The 15,003-nt window shown below is 64.1% G+C and carries 13 protein-coding genes; 1 reads left to right on the top strand and 12 read right to left on the bottom strand.

Features of this window, described 5'->3' with window-relative positions:
- Positions 1 to 89: 89 nt before the first annotated feature.
- Positions 90 to 2,525 (bottom strand): leucine--tRNA ligase, encoded by a 2,436-nt coding sequence (gene leuS / locus MR825_RS01875; RefSeq protein ID WP_287878435.1) that lies wholly within the window; start codon positions 2,523 to 2,525, stop codon positions 90 to 92.
- Positions 2,526 to 2,819: 294 nt separating this feature from the next.
- Here leuS and MR825_RS01870 point away from each other — a divergent pair, with 294 nt between their 5' ends.
- The gene (locus MR825_RS01870) at positions 2,820 to 3,053 is read left to right on the top strand and encodes a hypothetical protein (protein WP_256175040.1); all 234 of its coding nucleotides are present in this window, start codon (positions 2,820 to 2,822) and stop codon (positions 3,051 to 3,053) included.
- A gap of 150 nt (positions 3,054 to 3,203) precedes the next feature.
- Here the strand turns inward: MR825_RS01870 and MR825_RS01865 are convergent, their stop codons facing one another.
- The 11 genes from MR825_RS01865 to smc all read right to left on the bottom strand — a co-directional run bounded on the left by MR825_RS01865 (position 3,204) and on the right by smc (position 14,755).
- A complete protein-coding gene (locus MR825_RS01865; protein ID WP_256175039.1) occupies positions 3,204 to 4,499 on the bottom strand; it encodes a DUF4179 domain-containing protein in 1,296 nt (431 codons plus the stop codon).
- Entirely contained in the window at positions 4,496 to 5,005 is a 510-nt protein-coding gene (locus MR825_RS01860; protein ID WP_256175038.1) for an RNA polymerase sigma factor, read from the bottom strand. The genes MR825_RS01865 and MR825_RS01860 overlap by 4 nt, the downstream gene beginning before the upstream one ends.
- Before the next feature lie 129 nt (positions 5,006 to 5,134).
- The gene (rsfS, locus tag MR825_RS01855; RefSeq protein WP_287878431.1) at positions 5,135 to 5,494 is read right to left on the bottom strand and encodes a ribosome silencing factor; all 360 of its coding nucleotides are present in this window, start codon (positions 5,492 to 5,494) and stop codon (positions 5,135 to 5,137) included.
- A 13-nt stretch (positions 5,495 to 5,507) separates the two neighbouring features.
- The gene (locus MR825_RS01850; RefSeq protein WP_256175037.1) at positions 5,508 to 6,956 is read right to left on the bottom strand and encodes an LCP family protein; all 1,449 of its coding nucleotides are present in this window, start codon (positions 6,954 to 6,956) and stop codon (positions 5,508 to 5,510) included.
- 1 nt (position 6,957) lies between these two features.
- Positions 6,958 to 8,166: a bis(5'-nucleosyl)-tetraphosphatase (symmetrical) YqeK gene (gene yqeK / locus MR825_RS01845; RefSeq protein ID WP_186907094.1), complete on the bottom strand. Its 1,209-nt coding sequence runs from the start codon at positions 8,164 to 8,166 to the stop codon at positions 6,958 to 6,960.
- 26 nt (positions 8,167 to 8,192) lie between these two features.
- Positions 8,193 to 8,513 (bottom strand): ribosome assembly RNA-binding protein YhbY, encoded by a 321-nt coding sequence (yhbY, locus tag MR825_RS01840; protein WP_186907093.1) that lies wholly within the window; start codon positions 8,511 to 8,513, stop codon positions 8,193 to 8,195.
- Between the two features lie 3 nt (positions 8,514 to 8,516).
- A complete protein-coding gene (locus tag MR825_RS01835) occupies positions 8,517 to 8,717 on the bottom strand; it encodes a hypothetical protein (RefSeq protein WP_186907092.1) in 201 nt (66 codons plus the stop codon).
- A 7-nt stretch (positions 8,718 to 8,724) separates the two neighbouring features.
- Positions 8,725 to 9,324, bottom strand: a complete 600-nt coding sequence (rdgB, locus tag MR825_RS01830) for an RdgB/HAM1 family non-canonical purine NTP pyrophosphatase (protein ID WP_287878428.1) — start codon at positions 9,322 to 9,324, stop codon at positions 8,725 to 8,727.
- On the bottom strand, positions 9,290 to 10,045 hold the full coding sequence (rph, locus tag MR825_RS01825) for a ribonuclease PH (RefSeq protein WP_287878427.1): 756 nt from the start codon (positions 10,043 to 10,045) through the stop codon (positions 9,290 to 9,292). The genes rdgB and rph overlap by 35 nt, the downstream gene beginning before the upstream one ends.
- A gap of 149 nt (positions 10,046 to 10,194) precedes the next feature.
- The gene (ftsY, locus tag MR825_RS01820) at positions 10,195 to 11,094 is read right to left on the bottom strand and encodes a signal recognition particle-docking protein FtsY (RefSeq protein WP_287878425.1); all 900 of its coding nucleotides are present in this window, start codon (positions 11,092 to 11,094) and stop codon (positions 10,195 to 10,197) included.
- A gap of 73 nt (positions 11,095 to 11,167) precedes the next feature.
- Positions 11,168 to 14,755: a chromosome segregation protein SMC gene (gene smc, locus MR825_RS01815; protein ID WP_287878422.1), complete on the bottom strand. Its 3,588-nt coding sequence runs from the start codon at positions 14,753 to 14,755 to the stop codon at positions 11,168 to 11,170.
- Positions 14,756 to 15,003 lie beyond the last annotated feature (248 nt).

Below are 15,003 nucleotides of genomic sequence, written 5' to 3'. Positions count from 1 at the left end.
CCCATCTGTCAAGTTGGAATTTTGATTTTGCATCGCAAATCGGAAAATGGCGCCTGTTTGTTCTTCCCCCAGGGGAGAAAAACAGCGGTTTACGCCTGGGGTTTGACGATAAAGTTGACCAGTTTGCCGGGGACGTGGATGATCTTGACCACGTCCATTCCGTTGAGGAATTTGGCCACCTTGGGCTCAGCTTTGGCCGCGGCGACGATGGCATCCTGGTCGCTGCCCACGGGGACTTCCACGGTGCCCCGGAGTTTGCCGCCCACCTGGACGGCAATGGTGAGGACGCTGGATACGGTCTTGCTCTCGTCGTAGACGGGCCAGTTCTGCTGGCAGGCCATGCCGCCGCGGGCGGCGGCGAAGCCCAGGCTCTCCCACAGCTCTTCCACCATATGGTGGGCGAAGGGGGAGAGCATCAGCAGCAGCGCGCCGAAGTCGCCCCTGGAGCAGCCGTTGGCATAGAAGTCGTTGACCAGGGCCATGAGAGCGGCAATGGCGGTGTTGAACTTCATGGCCTCGATATCATCGGCCACCTTCTTGATGGTCTTGTGGAGGCCGCTCTCGTTGGCCTTGGAATATCCCGCCTGCTCCGTAAGCTGCTCGGACAGATTCCACACCCGATCCAAAAAGCGCTTGCAGCCCTTGACGGCATTGGCCGACCAGGCGGCGGCCTTCTCAAAGTCGCCGATGAACATGATATAAAGACGCATGGTATCCGCGCCGAACTCGGCAATGACGTCGTTGGGGTTGACTACGTTGCCCCGGCTCTTGGACATCTTCTCGCCGCCCTCGCCCAGAATCATGCCGTGGCTGGTACGCTTTTGATAGGGCTCCTTGGTGGGGACCACGCCGAGGTCGTAAAGGAATTTGTGCCAAAAGCGGGAGTAGAGCAGATGCAGGGTGGTATGCTCCATGCCGCCGTTGTACCAGTCCACCGGAGACCAGTAGTCCAGCGCCTCCCGGGAGGCCAGGGCCTCTTGGTTGTGCGGGTCCATATACCGCAAAAAGTACCAGGAGGAGCCCGCCCATTGCGGCATGGTATCGGTCTCCCGCTTCGCCGGGGCGCCGCAGTGGGGGCAGGTGGTACTGACCCAGTCGGTCATCTTGGACAGCGGGGACTCGCCGGTGTCGGTGGGCTCGTAGGAATCCACCTCGGGCAGCAGCAGCGGCAGCTCGCTCTCGGGCAGGGGCTGCCAGCCGCACGTTTCGCACCAGACCATGGGGATGGGTTCGCCCCAGTAGCGCTGACGGGAAAAGACCCAGTCGCGCAGCTTATAGTTCACCTGCTCGTGGCCGATGCCCTTTTCCTCCAGCCAGCGGGTGATGACAGGGATCGCCTCGCGTACCGTCAGGCCGTCCAGGAAGCCGGAGTTGACCAGAATACCGGTGTCGTCCTTGGCGGTAAATGCCTGCTTCTGCACGTCCTCGCCGCCGGAGACCACCTCGATGATCTCACAGCCGAACTTCTTGGCAAAGGCCCAGTCACGGGTATCGTGGGCGGGCACGGCCATGATGGCGCCGGTCCCGTAGGAGGCCAGAACATAGTCCGAGAGGAAGATGGGGATCTCCCGGCCGTTGACCGGGTTGACCGCCCGCACGCCCCGGAGCTGTACGCCGGTCTTCTCCTTGTCGGCGGCCAGCTCGGTGCGCTCAAAGTCGGACTTGCGCGCGGCGGCAGCCACATAGGCGCTGACCTCGTCCAGGTTCTCCAGCTTGTCCGCCCACTGCTTCACGTACGGATGCTCCGGAGAGATGACCATATAGGTGGCGCCGAACAGGGTGTCCGGCCGGGTGGTGAAGACAACGATCTCATCCCCGGTGGTGGCCTGGAAGGTCACCTCCGCGCCGGTGCTCCGGCCGATCCAGTTCTTCTGCTGGATCTTCACCCGCTCAATGAAATCCACCCCGTCCAGATCGTCGATGAGGCGCTGGGCGTACTCGGTGATCTTGAGCATCCACTGGCTCTTCTCCTTGCGGATGACGGGGGCACCGCAGCGCTCGCACACACCTTCCACCACTTCCTCGTTGGCCAGCACGCATTTGCAGGAGGTGCACCAGTTCACCGGCATGGTGGTCTTGTAGGCCAGACCGTGCTTGTAGAGCTGAAGGAAGATCCACTGGGTCCACTTGTAATACTCCGGATCGGTGGTGTTGATCACCCGGTCCCAGTCGAAGGAATAGCCCAGCATCTGCAGTTGCTTGGTAAAGTTGGCGATGTTGTCGTGGGTCACCTTGGCCGGGTGGATGTGATTTTTGATGGCGTAGTTTTCCGTGGGCAGGCCGAAGGCGTCGTAGCCCATGGGGAACAGGACGTTGTAGCCGTCCATGCGCTTCTTGCGGGCCACCACGTCCATGGCGGTATAAGGCCTGGCATGGCCCACGTGCAGGCCCTGTCCGGAGGGGTAGGGAAACTCCACCAGGCCGTAAAACTTCGGTTTATTACTGTGGTTTTCACAGTGGTAGGTCTTCTCCTCCAGCCACTTCTTCTGCCATTTGGGTTCGATGCGGGCGAAATCGTACTTCAACTCTCTCACGCTTTCTTTCGATCTATCATCGGCCCCTCCGGGGCGTACAGTCTGTGCTATTATAATCGAAAAAGCCCTGATTTGCAAGGGTTATGCTTGACTTTTCCCCGCGGCTTGACTTTTCCCCGCGGTGCGGATAGGGCGGGGATAACAAGGAAGGGAACGTGGGCGCAGAGGGGAAGCCGGCGTATGCAGATTGTCGGTATCGTCCCGGCCGTGCCGGCGGCCGCCGTGCTGGCCATCGGGCCGGGGGCCGCCTTCTGATTTCTACGCCCAACCACCCCGGGAGAGCGGGTGGACGCAGCGGAGGGCGAGTCCCTCCGGCAGGTGATGGTCGGCCGCAGCGGCGGCTGCGTCCCCATCGCCCCCGCCGCCTATGCCGTCACGGTCTATCCCGACCGGGCAGAGACGGGGCGCTCCTTCGGCGTGAACAGCCAGGGGCGCGTCTACCAGGACAGGCGGCGCTATTCCGACGCCCTGGAGCAGGCGGCGGAGCTGACGGCCCTGCTGGAGCGCATCTGCTCCTGAACGGTTCAGAGGCCGCCTCTTTCCGTTCCACGGCAGCACGGCCGTTTCTCTTTACTCAATATAAGAATACACACGTTTCCATCGAAATAGGCTGCAAAAAGCGGCGGGTGGGGGAATTCCCCCGCCCGCCGCTGGCCTGTGTCCCCGTGTTCAGTTCAGCGGGATGGTTACCGCTTCGTCCTCCAGCAGCATACAGTTAGGCTGCCAGAAGCACACGCCCGCGACCTGCTCCGCCTGCATTTCCGGGTAGCTCCAAGTCACAATCCAGTTCCCGGTTTCCTTATCGCGTTCCCATTCCTTGGCGCCGCCCAGGGCCAGCTCCGCCCCGTCAGCATCCAGCAGGCCGAAGTCCGGGGTGTACTCGTCGCTCAGCCCCAGAATTCCCTCTTCACGGAACACCGCCGTTGCCTGCTCCTCTCCCACATCCAGTGACAGGAGAGTATAACCGTTGTCCGCCCCCTCGTCGGTCAGCGGGAGGGCGTCCAGGCTGCCGGACACCCGGTGCGTGCCGCCGTCCGCCGCCCAGGGCACCAGGGTGAGGGAGGCCATGTTGGTGCGGCCGCCCTGAAATTCATAGAAATTGGAGAGGGCGCGAAGGCCGCCGGACACAAGGCCGTAATAACTGTGGGGCAGCACCGTTCCCTGGTCGTCCCGCAGGATGAAATGGGTAAAGGGGCGGTCACTCTTGGTACTCAGCACCAGCCCTCCCCCGGAGGGAGCCACCGCCACCTTCTCCACGGTGATGCGCTGTCCGTCCACCGTAAAGGTCTGGTTCGGCTCCGCCACCAGACTCTCCCCATCGGGGGCGGTTTTATCCACCAACAGATCAAGGCTCCAGTTCCCCCGTACTCGGGGAACCAACTGGTCGGTATATACCTCCAGTTCCACAACGGCGGGCAGGACGGTCATCACCGGGCAACGCTGGGTCAGCTTAATGGCATGGCTGTCCAGCCGTTCCCATTCCGTCTGTGCTCCCCAGGCCTCCAGCTCACGGCCCTCCGCCCGAAGGTTCAGAGGCCAGACCGCGGGTCCCGTCTCCTCCTCGCCGCCCCAATTGGGGATCGGCTCCTCGCCGGTGATGGTGGCATAGAGGGTGATAAACGCCTCGTCCACGCCGATGCCCTCCAGGGTGAGGGTGTAGCCCTGGTCGGTGACCGATGCCCCCACCTCGGCGGAATAAGGCTGGAACCCCTCCGCCGCGCCGCCGAAGCCGCCGGGTCGGGCGATCAGCTCCAGCACGCCGGAGGCCGCCGCCACGCCGCCCACGCACAGGGCCGCCGCCAGGACCCCAGCCGCCGCCCACCGGCGGAGCCGGCGGGGGCTGGGCCTCCTCCGTCCCTCCGGCAGCCCCTCCAAAATGGCGTCCATACGCCCGTCAAAGCCCTGCGGAACCGGGCAGTCCTCCCGCCGGGCCCGCTCTTTCAACCGCTCATCCAATCGGTTCATGCTTCGTCCTCCTCCCGCAATCGCTCCTTCAGCCGCTGGCGGGCCCGGCCCAGCCGGGACTTCACCGTTCCCTGGGCCACCCCCAGCACCCGGGCGACCTCCGCCACGGGCAAATCCTCGTAGTAGTAGAGGGTCACAGCAGCCCGCTGCTCTTCCGGCAGGGAGAGCACCGCCTCCCACAGGCCGCCGGGGTACGCGTCCTCCGCGCCGCCGGCCAGCGGCTCCAGCTCGTCGGTATAGATCACCCGGCCGCCCCTCCGCCGCTGTTCATAGGCGCAGTTGACCGCGATCTTCAGCAGCCAGGCGCGGACCGCTCCCCGGGCCCGCAGGCGGTCCCAGACCTGCCAGGCCCGCAGGACGGCCTCGCCCACCGCGTCCTCCGCGTCGGCGTCGCTGTCCAGAATGCTCCGGGCCGCCCGGAACATGCCGCGGCTGTGCTCGGTCACCGCCGCGGCAAATTCCTCCCGCGCCGATGCCCGGTCCACGCCTTCCCTGGTCTGTTCCATGTGCTCACCTCGTCTTTCCTTGTCCGGACACTCTATAGATGCACGGGCGGGCGGTTTGGTTCCCCTGGGACAAAAAAACGTTCCGAACAGACATGGGGCCCGGCGGAACTCCGCCGGGCCCCATCTGATTTAATTCTCGGTCAGCACGCCGGACAGATCCATGGGCACGGCGTCGCTCCACAGGCGCTCCAGGTCGTAGAACTTCCGGGCCTCCTCGTTGAAGATGTGCACCACCACGCTGGAGAAATCCAGCAGCACCCAGGTGCCGCCCCGGTGGCCCTCAATGTGGTGGGGAGGCTCTCCCGCGTCCTTGAGCGCCTTCTCACAGGCGTCCGCCAGGGCCTTGATCTGGGTGGTGGAGGTGGCGGAACAGATGACAAAATAATCTGCAAGCGTGGTCAGTTCCCCCGTCTCCAGCAGCTTGATGTCCCGGCCCTTTTTGGCGTCCAGGGCACGAACGCACTCCAGCGCAATCTCTTTTGGTGTCATTGGCAGTTCTCCTTTACTCAATGGGTTCCATACCCGGTCCGGAAGCGCCGTCCGGGGTCGTCACAGGGGTCTCAGCCGGAGGCGGGGTGGGTTGTGCGGTCTGCACGGGCGACGGAGTGGCCGCCGGAGCAGCGCTTTGGACGGGAGTCTGAATGGGGGCGGCGCTTCCGGAGGGCGCAGGCGTCTCCGCCGCGGCGGGCGGCGTGCTCTCCCCACTGGGCGCCGGACTGGGGGAAGGCTCCGTACCCACGTCGGGCGTCTCCTCCACGGGGCGGGCCGGGGTGGGCGTGGCCGCCGTCTGGCCGCCTTTGCCGCCGGAGCTGCCGGAGGAAATACTGCTCACCACATCCAGCTCGTTCAGGCGCAGGTCCTCCAGATAGGGGTTGAACCTTTCGTTGACCACCTCCAGGATCTCACTGGCGATGGGCAGCAGATGCGCCCCGTCCCCGGCGGACTTGTTGGGCATGGTCAAAAACTCCACGTTGTCCATGTCCAGCCCGCCGATCGCGGATTTTCCGAAGTAGGCCATGTTGGACACGTTCAGGTTGGTCACCACGTTCTCCTGGAAGATGCTGATATACTCCATCAGATTGGGCAGCAGCACATCCGGCTGGAGGCACTTGGCTACCACAGCCTTCATAAAGGACTGCTGGGTCTCGATGCGGCCCAGGTCGCCCGTGGCATAGCCGCTGTTGAGAATATGGCCGCTGTCGTCGCTGTTGTGCCGCCAGCGCAGCAGCCCCATGGCGTCGCTGCCGTCCAGGAGCTGATAGCCCTCCTTCAGATCGATCTTAAAATCCTGGGACAGATCGTTATAGTACATCCGCCGGGGCACGTCGAACCACACCCCGTCGATGGCGTCCACCAGCTTGCCGACGGCCTCCCACTGGATAATGACATGAAAGTCCGGGACCACCCCGGTCAACTCTCCCACCTCTTCCTTCAGCGCCGCGATGCCGTCGTCCCCTCCGCCGGCGCGGTTATAGACCGAATTGAGCAGCACCTTGCGTCCATAATACTCCACGTAGGTGTCCCGGGGCAGGCTCATGACGCTGAGACGCTGGTTGGGCACGTCGTACGCCGCCAGCATCATGGTATCGGTATTGCCGCCGCCGAAGGTGTCCTGCCCCACCACCAGGAAGGTATAGAACTGTTTCTTCCGGTCGGCGGAAAGGCCGGGGATCTCCACTTCGATCTCGTTGCCGTCGTCGTCCACCATGGTGGTGCTCTGCGGCTTGCGGCTGGCGCTGGGGTCGTCCACGTCGGGCGGAGCGGTAATCAGGTTCCAGGCGATAAAGCCCGCCACGATGACGGCGGCGATCACGGTCAGGGCGATGTACAGCCCCCGCAGGACCTTCTGCCTGCGGGTACGCGGTCGGCCGGGACGTTTTTCCCGCGGCTTTTTCTCTGTCTTTTGCAGGCGGGAACCGCCCTGGTGGTTCTTTTTCTGTTCCGGGTTCATTCTATTGATCCTTTCCGTTTCTCTCGCGCGCAAGCCAATCCCGCGCCCGCACCGTGTTTGCATGCACGGGCAGGCCCCGGTCCGCCATTTCCCGGATGCTCATCTCACACCCGGCCAGCACCGCTGCGTCCAGATCCTGGTAAGCCAGGGTCCTGAGCCGCTCCACGCCGGGGAAATCCCGATTCGGCTCCATGTAGTCGGCAATATACAGGATCTTTTCCAGCCGGCTCATGTCCGCCTTGCCGGTAGTGTGCCAGTAAATCGCCTCAAATATGTCGTCGTCCGCTCCGTACACGTCCCGGGCCACACACGCGCCCGTCTTGGCGTGGAGCAGCTTGACCGCCGTTTGCTCCAATTCGTCCAGTACGATACCATATTTCGCGCATAATTGCAACTGCTCTTCCATGTCCAGATATTTGGTGCAGTCGTGCAGGATGGCCGCACGCCGGGCTTTTTCCTCGTCCGCGCCCCACCGGCGGGCGAGCCGGGCTGCCTCCGCCTCCGTGCCCTGCACATGGGCGATGCGCTTGGCGCGGATCATGGAGTAGGAACAGGCCCGCAGTTCCCGGTCGGGCAGACGCTTCCGGTCATAGTGTACGCCGTAGAGGCCCTTGCGGATGATATAGCCGTACACCGCCGGGGCCAGGAATTCCCGTCCCTCCCCCGCCGCCAGCAGCGCCCGCAGCCGGGTGGACGAGATGTCTACGATATCGGGCGAGTGGACCAGCCGCACCCGCGCGCCCAGCTCGCGCTCCAGACGGCGGGCCTGGGCGCACAGCGCCTGCTCCGGCGCGTCCGGGGTGCGGGCAAAGGCGCAGATGCCCGCCAGGCGGGCGATCACATCCGGCTCCCTCCAGTTCTGAAAGCTGAGGAACATATCCGCGCCCATCAGCAGCCACAGCTGCGCGTCCGGTTCCTGTTCCCGGAGCTGCCGCAGCGTATCGGCGGTATAGCTGACGCCGGGACGTTTCAGCTCCAGAGCGCTGGCCTCCACCCGGCCGGGCAGAAGCAGAGCGTCGGCGGCGATGGCCGTCATATCCAGGCGCTGCTCCGCGGAGGGCGCGCCGGGCGGCAGGACCTTGTGGGGCGGCTGGGCCGCCGGCAGGAGCACGAGCCGGTCCAGTTCCAACGCCTCCAGGGCGGACCGCGCCGCGGTCAGATGTCCCGTATGGGGCGGATTGAAGGTGCCGCCGTAAATTCCCAGTTTCATAGACGCTGCCCCCTATCCGGTCTCGCTCACTTGCGCTTTCGGTCCGATACCAGGACGATCTTGTCCTTCTTCTCCTTATTATGGCTTGGACGGTACAAAACGAATTTTGTTCCGATGACCTGTACCACCTCGCTGCGGGTGGCCCGGGCGAGCTCTTCCGCCGCTTCCCGGCTGGTGAGCATGCTGTTCTCCAGCACCCTGCACTTGATCAGCTCCCTGGCCTCCAGCGCGTCGTTGGCCTGCCGGGTCAGGTTCTCTCCGATCCCGTCCTTGCCGATGTGAACGATGGTGTCGATGCCGTTGGCCAGCCCCCGCAGCTGGGCGCGCTGTTTACTGGTTAGATCCATATTTCATTCCTTCCCGCCGAGACGCTTCCGGCGCTTTTCCGTTAAAGATTCGATTTCGTCCTCCGGCATCCACAGCTCGCTGTATCCGCAGGAGAGACAGCACCATTGCTCCACTTCTACCGCTCCCCAGCTTTTCATCAGAAAGCTCTTGGTCCGCTCCGGATCGGAAGCGCCGCATTTCGGGCAGACCTTGCTGTTCTTCATGCCGCCTTCACCCTTCCGCCTTTTTCAGATATTCCTTCAGCTTTTTTTCAAATAAATCCAACGCCTTCCCCCGGTGGGAGATGGCGTTCTTCTCCTGGGCCGTCAGCTCGGAAAAGGTTTTTTTCAGCGCGGGCACAAAGAAGATGGGGTCGTAGCCGAATCCGCCCTCTCCCCGGGGCGCATAGGCCAGGGCGCCGCAGCACTCCCCCCGGGCCTCTACCACGCCCCCGCCCGGGAAGCAGCAGCAGATACAGGAGACGAACCGGCACCGCCGGTCCAGCTGCCCGCGCATGTTCTCCAGCAGGAGCTGATACCGCCCGGTATCGTCCAGCCCCTCGCCCCCGTACCGTGCGGAATAGACCCCCGGCGCGCCGTTCAGGGCGTCCACGCAGAGCCCGGAATCGTCCGCGATCGCGGGCAGGCCGCTGGCCTGCATCACCGCATGCGCCTTGAGGCGGGCATTTTCCTCGAAGGTGGCTCCCGTCTCCTCCACGTCTACATCCACGCCCGCCTCGGACTCCAGCACGACATCCACCCCCAGCCGGGAGAGGATGTCTTTCATCTCCGTCAGCTTATGGGCGTTCTTGCTGGCTAATACCATTTTCATCGCGTCCGCCTCCTAAAACTTGTTTCTGGATGCGCTGGATCTCCCGGATGCCCTTTTGGCACAGCGCCACCAGAGCCTGCTGTTCGGCAATGGTGAAGCTCCGGCCCTCACTGGTCCCCTGAAGCTCCACCAGCGCCCCTTCGCCGGTCATGACGCAGTTCAGGTCCACCTGGGCGCCAGAGTCCTCCTCATAGCACAGATCCAGCAAAAGCTCATCCCCCACGATGCCGGCGGATACCGCCGCCACGCAGGTCTTGAGCGGCATCTCCGGCAGAACGCCGTCCTGCACCAGCTTCCACAGGGCCAGGGCGAGGGCCACAAAGCCCCCGGTGACGCTGGCGGTACGGGTGCCGCCGTCCCCCTGGAGCACGTCGCAGTCCACGGTGATGGTGCGCTCCCCCAGCCCGGCCAGATCCACGCACGCGCGCAGGGAGCGGCCGATGAGCCGCTGGATCTCGGCTGAGCGGGGAGAGAGCTTCAGTTTCGCGATATCCCGCTTGGACCGTTCCCGGTTGGCCCGGGGCAGCATGGCGTACTCGGCGGTGACCCAGCCCTCTCCCTCGGGGACATGGGGGGGCGTGCGCTCCTCCACGCTGGCCGTGCACAGCACATGGGTATTGCCGCAGCGGATCAGGCAGGAGCCCTCCGCGAACCGGTTGATATTGGGGATGATCTCAATGGGCCGCAGCTGATCTGCCGCCCGTCCGTCGATTCTTGCCATGGTTTCCTCCCGTTTCGATCGCCGCAGGCGATTTCCATTCCAATTGATCGCAAGCCGGACACCCCCAGGCCGCGGCTTGCCCGCACCGGCAGGCAGCCGTCTCCGCCACGCGCAGGCGGGGCGGGATCGCGGGGGTACGCAGCTTCCCGCTAGAGGAGCGCCTCTGCAAACGCCTCGGCCTCAAACGGCATCAGATCGTCGATGCCCTCCCCCACGCCGATGTACTTGACCGGCACCTGGAGCTCCTGAGCGATGGCGATGACGATGCCCCCCTTGGCGGAGCCGTCCAGCTTGGTGAGAACGATACCGGTCACGCCGGCCGCCTCTTTGAACTGCTTGGCCTGGATCAGCCCGTTCTGGCCGGTGGTCGCGTCCAGCACCAGAAGGGTCTCCCGCGCGCAGCCGGGCGCTTCCCGGTCCACCACCCGGCTGATCTTGTTCAGCTCGTTCATCAGGTTCTGCTTGTTGTGCAGCCGTCCGGCGGTGTCGATGAGCACCACGTCGGTCTTGCGGGCCTTGGCGGCGGTGAGCGCATCGAAGACCACGGCGGCGGGATCGGCGCCCTCATGCTGGCGGACGATGTCCACCCCGCTGCGCACGCTCCAGACCTCCAGCTGGTCGGCGGCGGCGGCCCGGAAGGTGTCGGCGGCGGCCATCAGCACGCGCTTGCCCTTCCCCTTGAGCCGGGCGGAGAGCTTGCCGATGGTGGTAGTCTTCCCCACGCCGTTGACCCCGATGAACAATACGACAGAGGGCGCGGTATCCAGCTTCAGCGACGCCTCCCCCACCTGGAGCATCTCCGTCAGGATCTGCCGCAGGCAGGCTCGGGCCGCGCCCATCTCCTTGATCTTTTCCGCCTTGACCCGGCAGCGCAGCGCTTCCACTGCCTTCAGGGTGGTCTCCACCCCCATGTCGCCCAGGATAAGGGTCTCCTCCAGCTCGTCGTAGAAGTCGTCGTCCAGCTCCCCGGCAAAGAGGCTGTCGAAGGAGTGGCCCAGGTTTTCCCGTGTGCGGGTCAGGCCCGCCTTGATCTTTTCAAAAAAGCCCATGTGGTCTGCTTCCTTTCGCGGTTCAACGATAAGATTTGCCCGCTTTCTCCCGGCCGGTCCGCCGCTGCGGACCTCACCCGGGGTACGGGGAATGGGATGGAAGGTTCAGTTCTTGTTCCACATCGTTCAGGTTGATGGTCAAAATCCGGCTCACGCCCTGTTCCTGCATGGTGACGCCGTACAAAACGTCGGCCTCCTCCATGGTGCCCCGGCGGTGGGTAATGACGATGAATTGGGTCTTGTCCGCCATCTGGCGCAGATAACGGGCAAAGCGGGTAACATTGGCGTCGTCCAGGGCGGCCTCGATCTCGTCCATGACGCAGAAGGGAGTGGGACGCACCTTTAAAATAGCAAAATACAGCGCAATCGCCACGAAGGCCTTTTCCCCCCCGGAAAGCAGGGTGATGATCTTCAGGGCCTTGCCCGGCGGCTGCACCCGGATCTCGATGCCGCAGTTCAGGATGTCCTCCGGATCCTCCAGCTCCAGGGTGGCCTTGCCGCCGCCGAAGAGTTCCAGGAACGTCTGCTGGAACGCCTCGTTGATCACCGCGAACTGACGGGCAAAGATGCTCTTCATCTCTTCGGTGATGTCCGCAATGATCCCCTCCAGCTCCCCTTTGGCCTTTTGTACGTCGTCCCGCTGGTCGGTCAGATAGGTATACCGCTCGTTGATGCGCTGGAATTCCTCGATGGCGTCCAGGTTGATGTTTCCCAGGGCGGAAATACTCCGTTTGAGTTCCGCCACCCTGCGCTGGGCCTTTGGCACGCTCTCCAGCTCGACCCGCTGGGCCCGGGCCGCCTCGTGGGAGAGCGCATAGGTCTCCCACAGCTTATCCAGCAGCTGCTTTTCCTCCAGCGCGGCGGTGACCTTCTTCTGCTCCAGCACGGAGACCTCCCGCTCCATGGACAAAAGCTCGCTGTTCTTCTCCCGGGCCTGCTTATCCGCCTGGTTGCGGCGGGCCTCCAGGTCCAGCTTCTCCTCGTTGATGCGCCCGATCTGTTCCTGCTGCTCCCCGTTTTCCCGACGGATGGCTTGCAGCTGCTGCTCCTTCTCCAGGATCTCCTGCTCCAGCGCGGCGTTCCGGCTCTGGAAGTCGGCCATCATCCGCTCCCGCTCGGCCCGGTCGCCGGACAGGTCCTGCCGCAGCTGCTCCAGCTCGTTCAGGCTCTGCTGGGAAGCCAGCCGCTCCGCATCCAGGGCGGCCAGGCGCATATTGACCTTGGCGATCTCCTCGGTCATGGCGCTCACGCGCTCCTGCAGCCGGCTCTGCCCCCGGGCCTTCCCCTCCGCTTCCGTCCTCAGGGCGGCGGCGGCGCCCTCCAGCGCCTCGATGCGGGCCCGGGCGTTCCCGGTGTCGGTCTCGGTCTGGGCGGAGCGGGCCTGGATCTGCTCCAGCTCCGCGCGCAGCTCGTCCCGCTGGCGGGTGAGGTCGGCCAGCTGGCCGTCCAGGTGGCTGTTGCGCTCCTCCAGCTTGAGCACGTCGTCCTCATGGGCGCGCTGCTGAGCCTGGGCGGCCTCCAGCTCATAGGCGGCCGCAGCCGCCTCCCGGCGCGCCTCTTCCAGGGCGCGCCCGGCCTGCGCCAGCTGCTCCCGCACCCCGCCGATCTGCCGGTTCAGCCGCTCCAGCTCGTTGGAACGGCTCAGGATCCCGGCGCTGCGGCTCACCGAGCCGCCGGTCATGGAACCGCCGGGATTGAGGACCTGGCCGTCCAGCGTGACGATTTTGAAACGATGGCCGTACTTTCGGGCCATCGCGATGGCCTTGTCCAGATCTTCCGCGATGACCGTGCGGCCCAACAGGCTGGAAAAGATCTTCTCATACCGGGGGTCGAACCGGATCAGCGCGTCCCCCATCCCCACAAAGCCCGGCTCCTCCGCCACGCCCCGGTCCCGGAACTCCGAGGGCCGGATGGAACTCAGCGGCAGGAAGGTGCAGCGGCCCGCGTCCCGGCGTTTCAAATAGGCAATGGCGGCCTTGCCGTCCTCCTCGCGTTCCACCACCACGTGCTGCATGGCGCCCCCCAGGGCGATCTCCACGGCCACGGTATACCGATCGGGCACATGGATGAGTCCGGCCACCGGACCATGGATGCCCTTGAGCTGCCGCCCGGCCTCTCCCATGACCGTTTTGACCGCCTTGGAATACCCCTCATAGAGCTTTTCCATTTCCGAGAGCATATGGATCCGGGACTTCAGAGCGTTCTCTTCCATCTGAAGCTGCACATGGCGCTCCTCCGCCTGCTTGGCCTTCTTCTGCCGGGAATCCAGCCGCAGCGCGTAGCCGCTGATGACATTTTTCAGCGCGTCCCGGTCCTCCCTGGCCTGTTCCAGCTCCGCCGCAGCGGCTTTGCGGGCCGTCCGTGCTTCCTGCAGGCGCTGCTCGCCCGCAGAGAGTTCCTGGCGTACCGCCTCATCCCGGTCGTAAAGCTCCTGGGCGGCGGCCGCCAGCGCGGACAACAGGGCGCGGGCCTCCGCAGCGGAGGCGGTCTCCACCGCCTCCTTCCGGCGCAGCTCCTCCATCTCGGCTGCCAGGCTCCCGGCGGAGCGCGCTGTTTCCGCAGCGGACTGCTGCCGCTGTGCGAGGGCTTCCCGGAGCTGCTCCATTTCGGCACACAGCTCCTCCAGGCGCCGGCGGCGCTCGTCGATCTGACCGCCGATGGAGCCCGCCCGCCCCTGCTGCGCCTCCAGCTCCCGCCGGATGCGGTCGGTATTCTCCAGGTTGTTTTGAATATTGGTCTTCAGCACCGCTATGGCATTTTCCAATCCGTTTGCATCGGCCTGCCGCTGCATCATCATGAAGCGGACGCCCTCGGCCTGCACGTCCTTCTCCCGCATCTGCGATGCGTAGTCCTCGGCTGCGGCATAGAGCCGCTCCACCGCCGTCTGAGCCGCCTGCTTCTGACGCACCGCATTCTCATAGTCGGAGAGGATCTTGATGGCGTTGGCGCGCAGACGCTCCAGCTGCTCAAGCCAGAGCGAGATCTCAAGCCCGCGCAGCTCGTCCCGGAGGATCAGAAATTTTTTGGCTTTCTCACTCTGCGCCCGCAGCGGCTCCACCTGAAGCTCCAGCTCGTCGATCTTGTCGGTGATGCGCACCAGGTTTTCCTGCGTGCGCTCCAATTTGCGCTCGGCCTCTTCCTTGCGGTGACGAAAACGGGAGATACCGGCCGCCTCCTCAAAGACCTCACGGCGATCGGCGCTCTTGACCGACAAAATCTCGTCGATCTTGCCCTGGCCGATGATGGAATAGCCCTCCCGCCCCAGGCCGGTGTCCATAAACAGCTCGTTTACGTCCTTGAGACGGACCGAGCGGCGGTTGATATAGTATTCGCTCTCCCCCGAGCGGTAATACCGCCGGGTGACCATGACCTCGCTCTCCTCCACCTGGAACATGCGATCGGCATTGTCCAGCACCAGAGAGACCTCCGCGAAGCCCAGCTGCTTGCGGCGGGCCGTGCCGCCGAAAATCACGTCCTCCATCTTGCCCCCCCGCAGGGCGCGGGTGGACTGTTCCCCCATGACCCAGCGGATGGCGTCTGAAATATTCGATTTTCCGCTGCCGTTGGGGCCCACGATGGCTGTGATGTCCTCCCCGAAGGAGAGCACCGTCTTCTCCGGGAACGATTTGAAGCCCTGAATCTCCAGCGCTTTTAAGTACAAACTCGCGCACCTCGCAATTGCTTCCTGTCCGTGTGCAGGTATGAATAAAGTATTATACCAAGTTTTCCGTCTTATTGCAAACCCTTCCTCCGTCCGCTCTCCGGGCGTGTTGAGAGTATCATTAAATGCAGAAGAAACCGTTACGGTTTTTCCTGCATTATTTTTTTATCCGAAGGCAGGCGGAAGGAGGTTAAAACATTGAACGGATACAGTTATTTGACGCTGGAACAGCGCCGCGAGATCGAAAG

The sequence above is a fragment of the Lawsonibacter sp. genome (assembly GCF_022777125.1).
GTDB classification, from domain to species: domain Bacteria; phylum Bacillota; class Clostridia; order Oscillospirales; family Oscillospiraceae; genus Lawsonibacter_A; species Lawsonibacter_A hominis.
Note: the sequence above shows the minus strand (reverse complement) of the source record. Positions and strands in the feature narration are given on the sequence as shown.

Excerpts from the sequence above, each read along its gene's own strand:
- yqeK (WP_186907094.1), bottom strand. The coding sequence starts at position 8,166 with ATGAAACTGGGAATTTACGGCGGCACCTTCAATCCGCCCCATACGGGA.
- ftsY (WP_287878425.1), bottom strand. The coding sequence starts at position 11,094 with ATGGGCTTTTTTGAAAAGATCAAGGCGGGCCTGACCCGCACACGGGAA.
- rph (WP_287878427.1), bottom strand. The coding sequence starts at position 10,045 with ATGGCAAGAATCGACGGACGGGCGGCAGATCAGCTGCGGCCCATTGAG.
- yhbY (WP_186907093.1), bottom strand. The coding sequence starts at position 8,513 with ATGGATCTAACCAGTAAACAGCGCGCCCAGCTGCGGGGGCTGGCCAAC.
- MR825_RS01860 (WP_256175038.1), bottom strand. The coding sequence starts at position 5,005 with ATGGAACAGACCAGGGAAGGCGTGGACCGGGCATCGGCGCGGGAGGAA.
- rsfS (WP_287878431.1), bottom strand. The coding sequence starts at position 5,494 with ATGACACCAAAAGAGATTGCGCTGGAGTGCGTTCGTGCCCTGGACGCC.
- MR825_RS01865 (WP_256175039.1), bottom strand. The coding sequence starts at position 4,499 with ATGAACCGATTGGATGAGCGGTTGAAAGAGCGGGCCCGGCGGGAGGAC.
- MR825_RS01850 (WP_256175037.1), bottom strand. The coding sequence starts at position 6,956 with ATGAACCCGGAACAGAAAAAGAACCACCAGGGCGGTTCCCGCCTGCAA.
- rdgB (WP_287878428.1), bottom strand. The coding sequence starts at position 9,324 with ATGAAAATGGTATTAGCCAGCAAGAACGCCCATAAGCTGACGGAGATG.
- MR825_RS01835 (WP_186907092.1), bottom strand. The coding sequence starts at position 8,717 with ATGAAGAACAGCAAGGTCTGCCCGAAATGCGGCGCTTCCGATCCGGAG.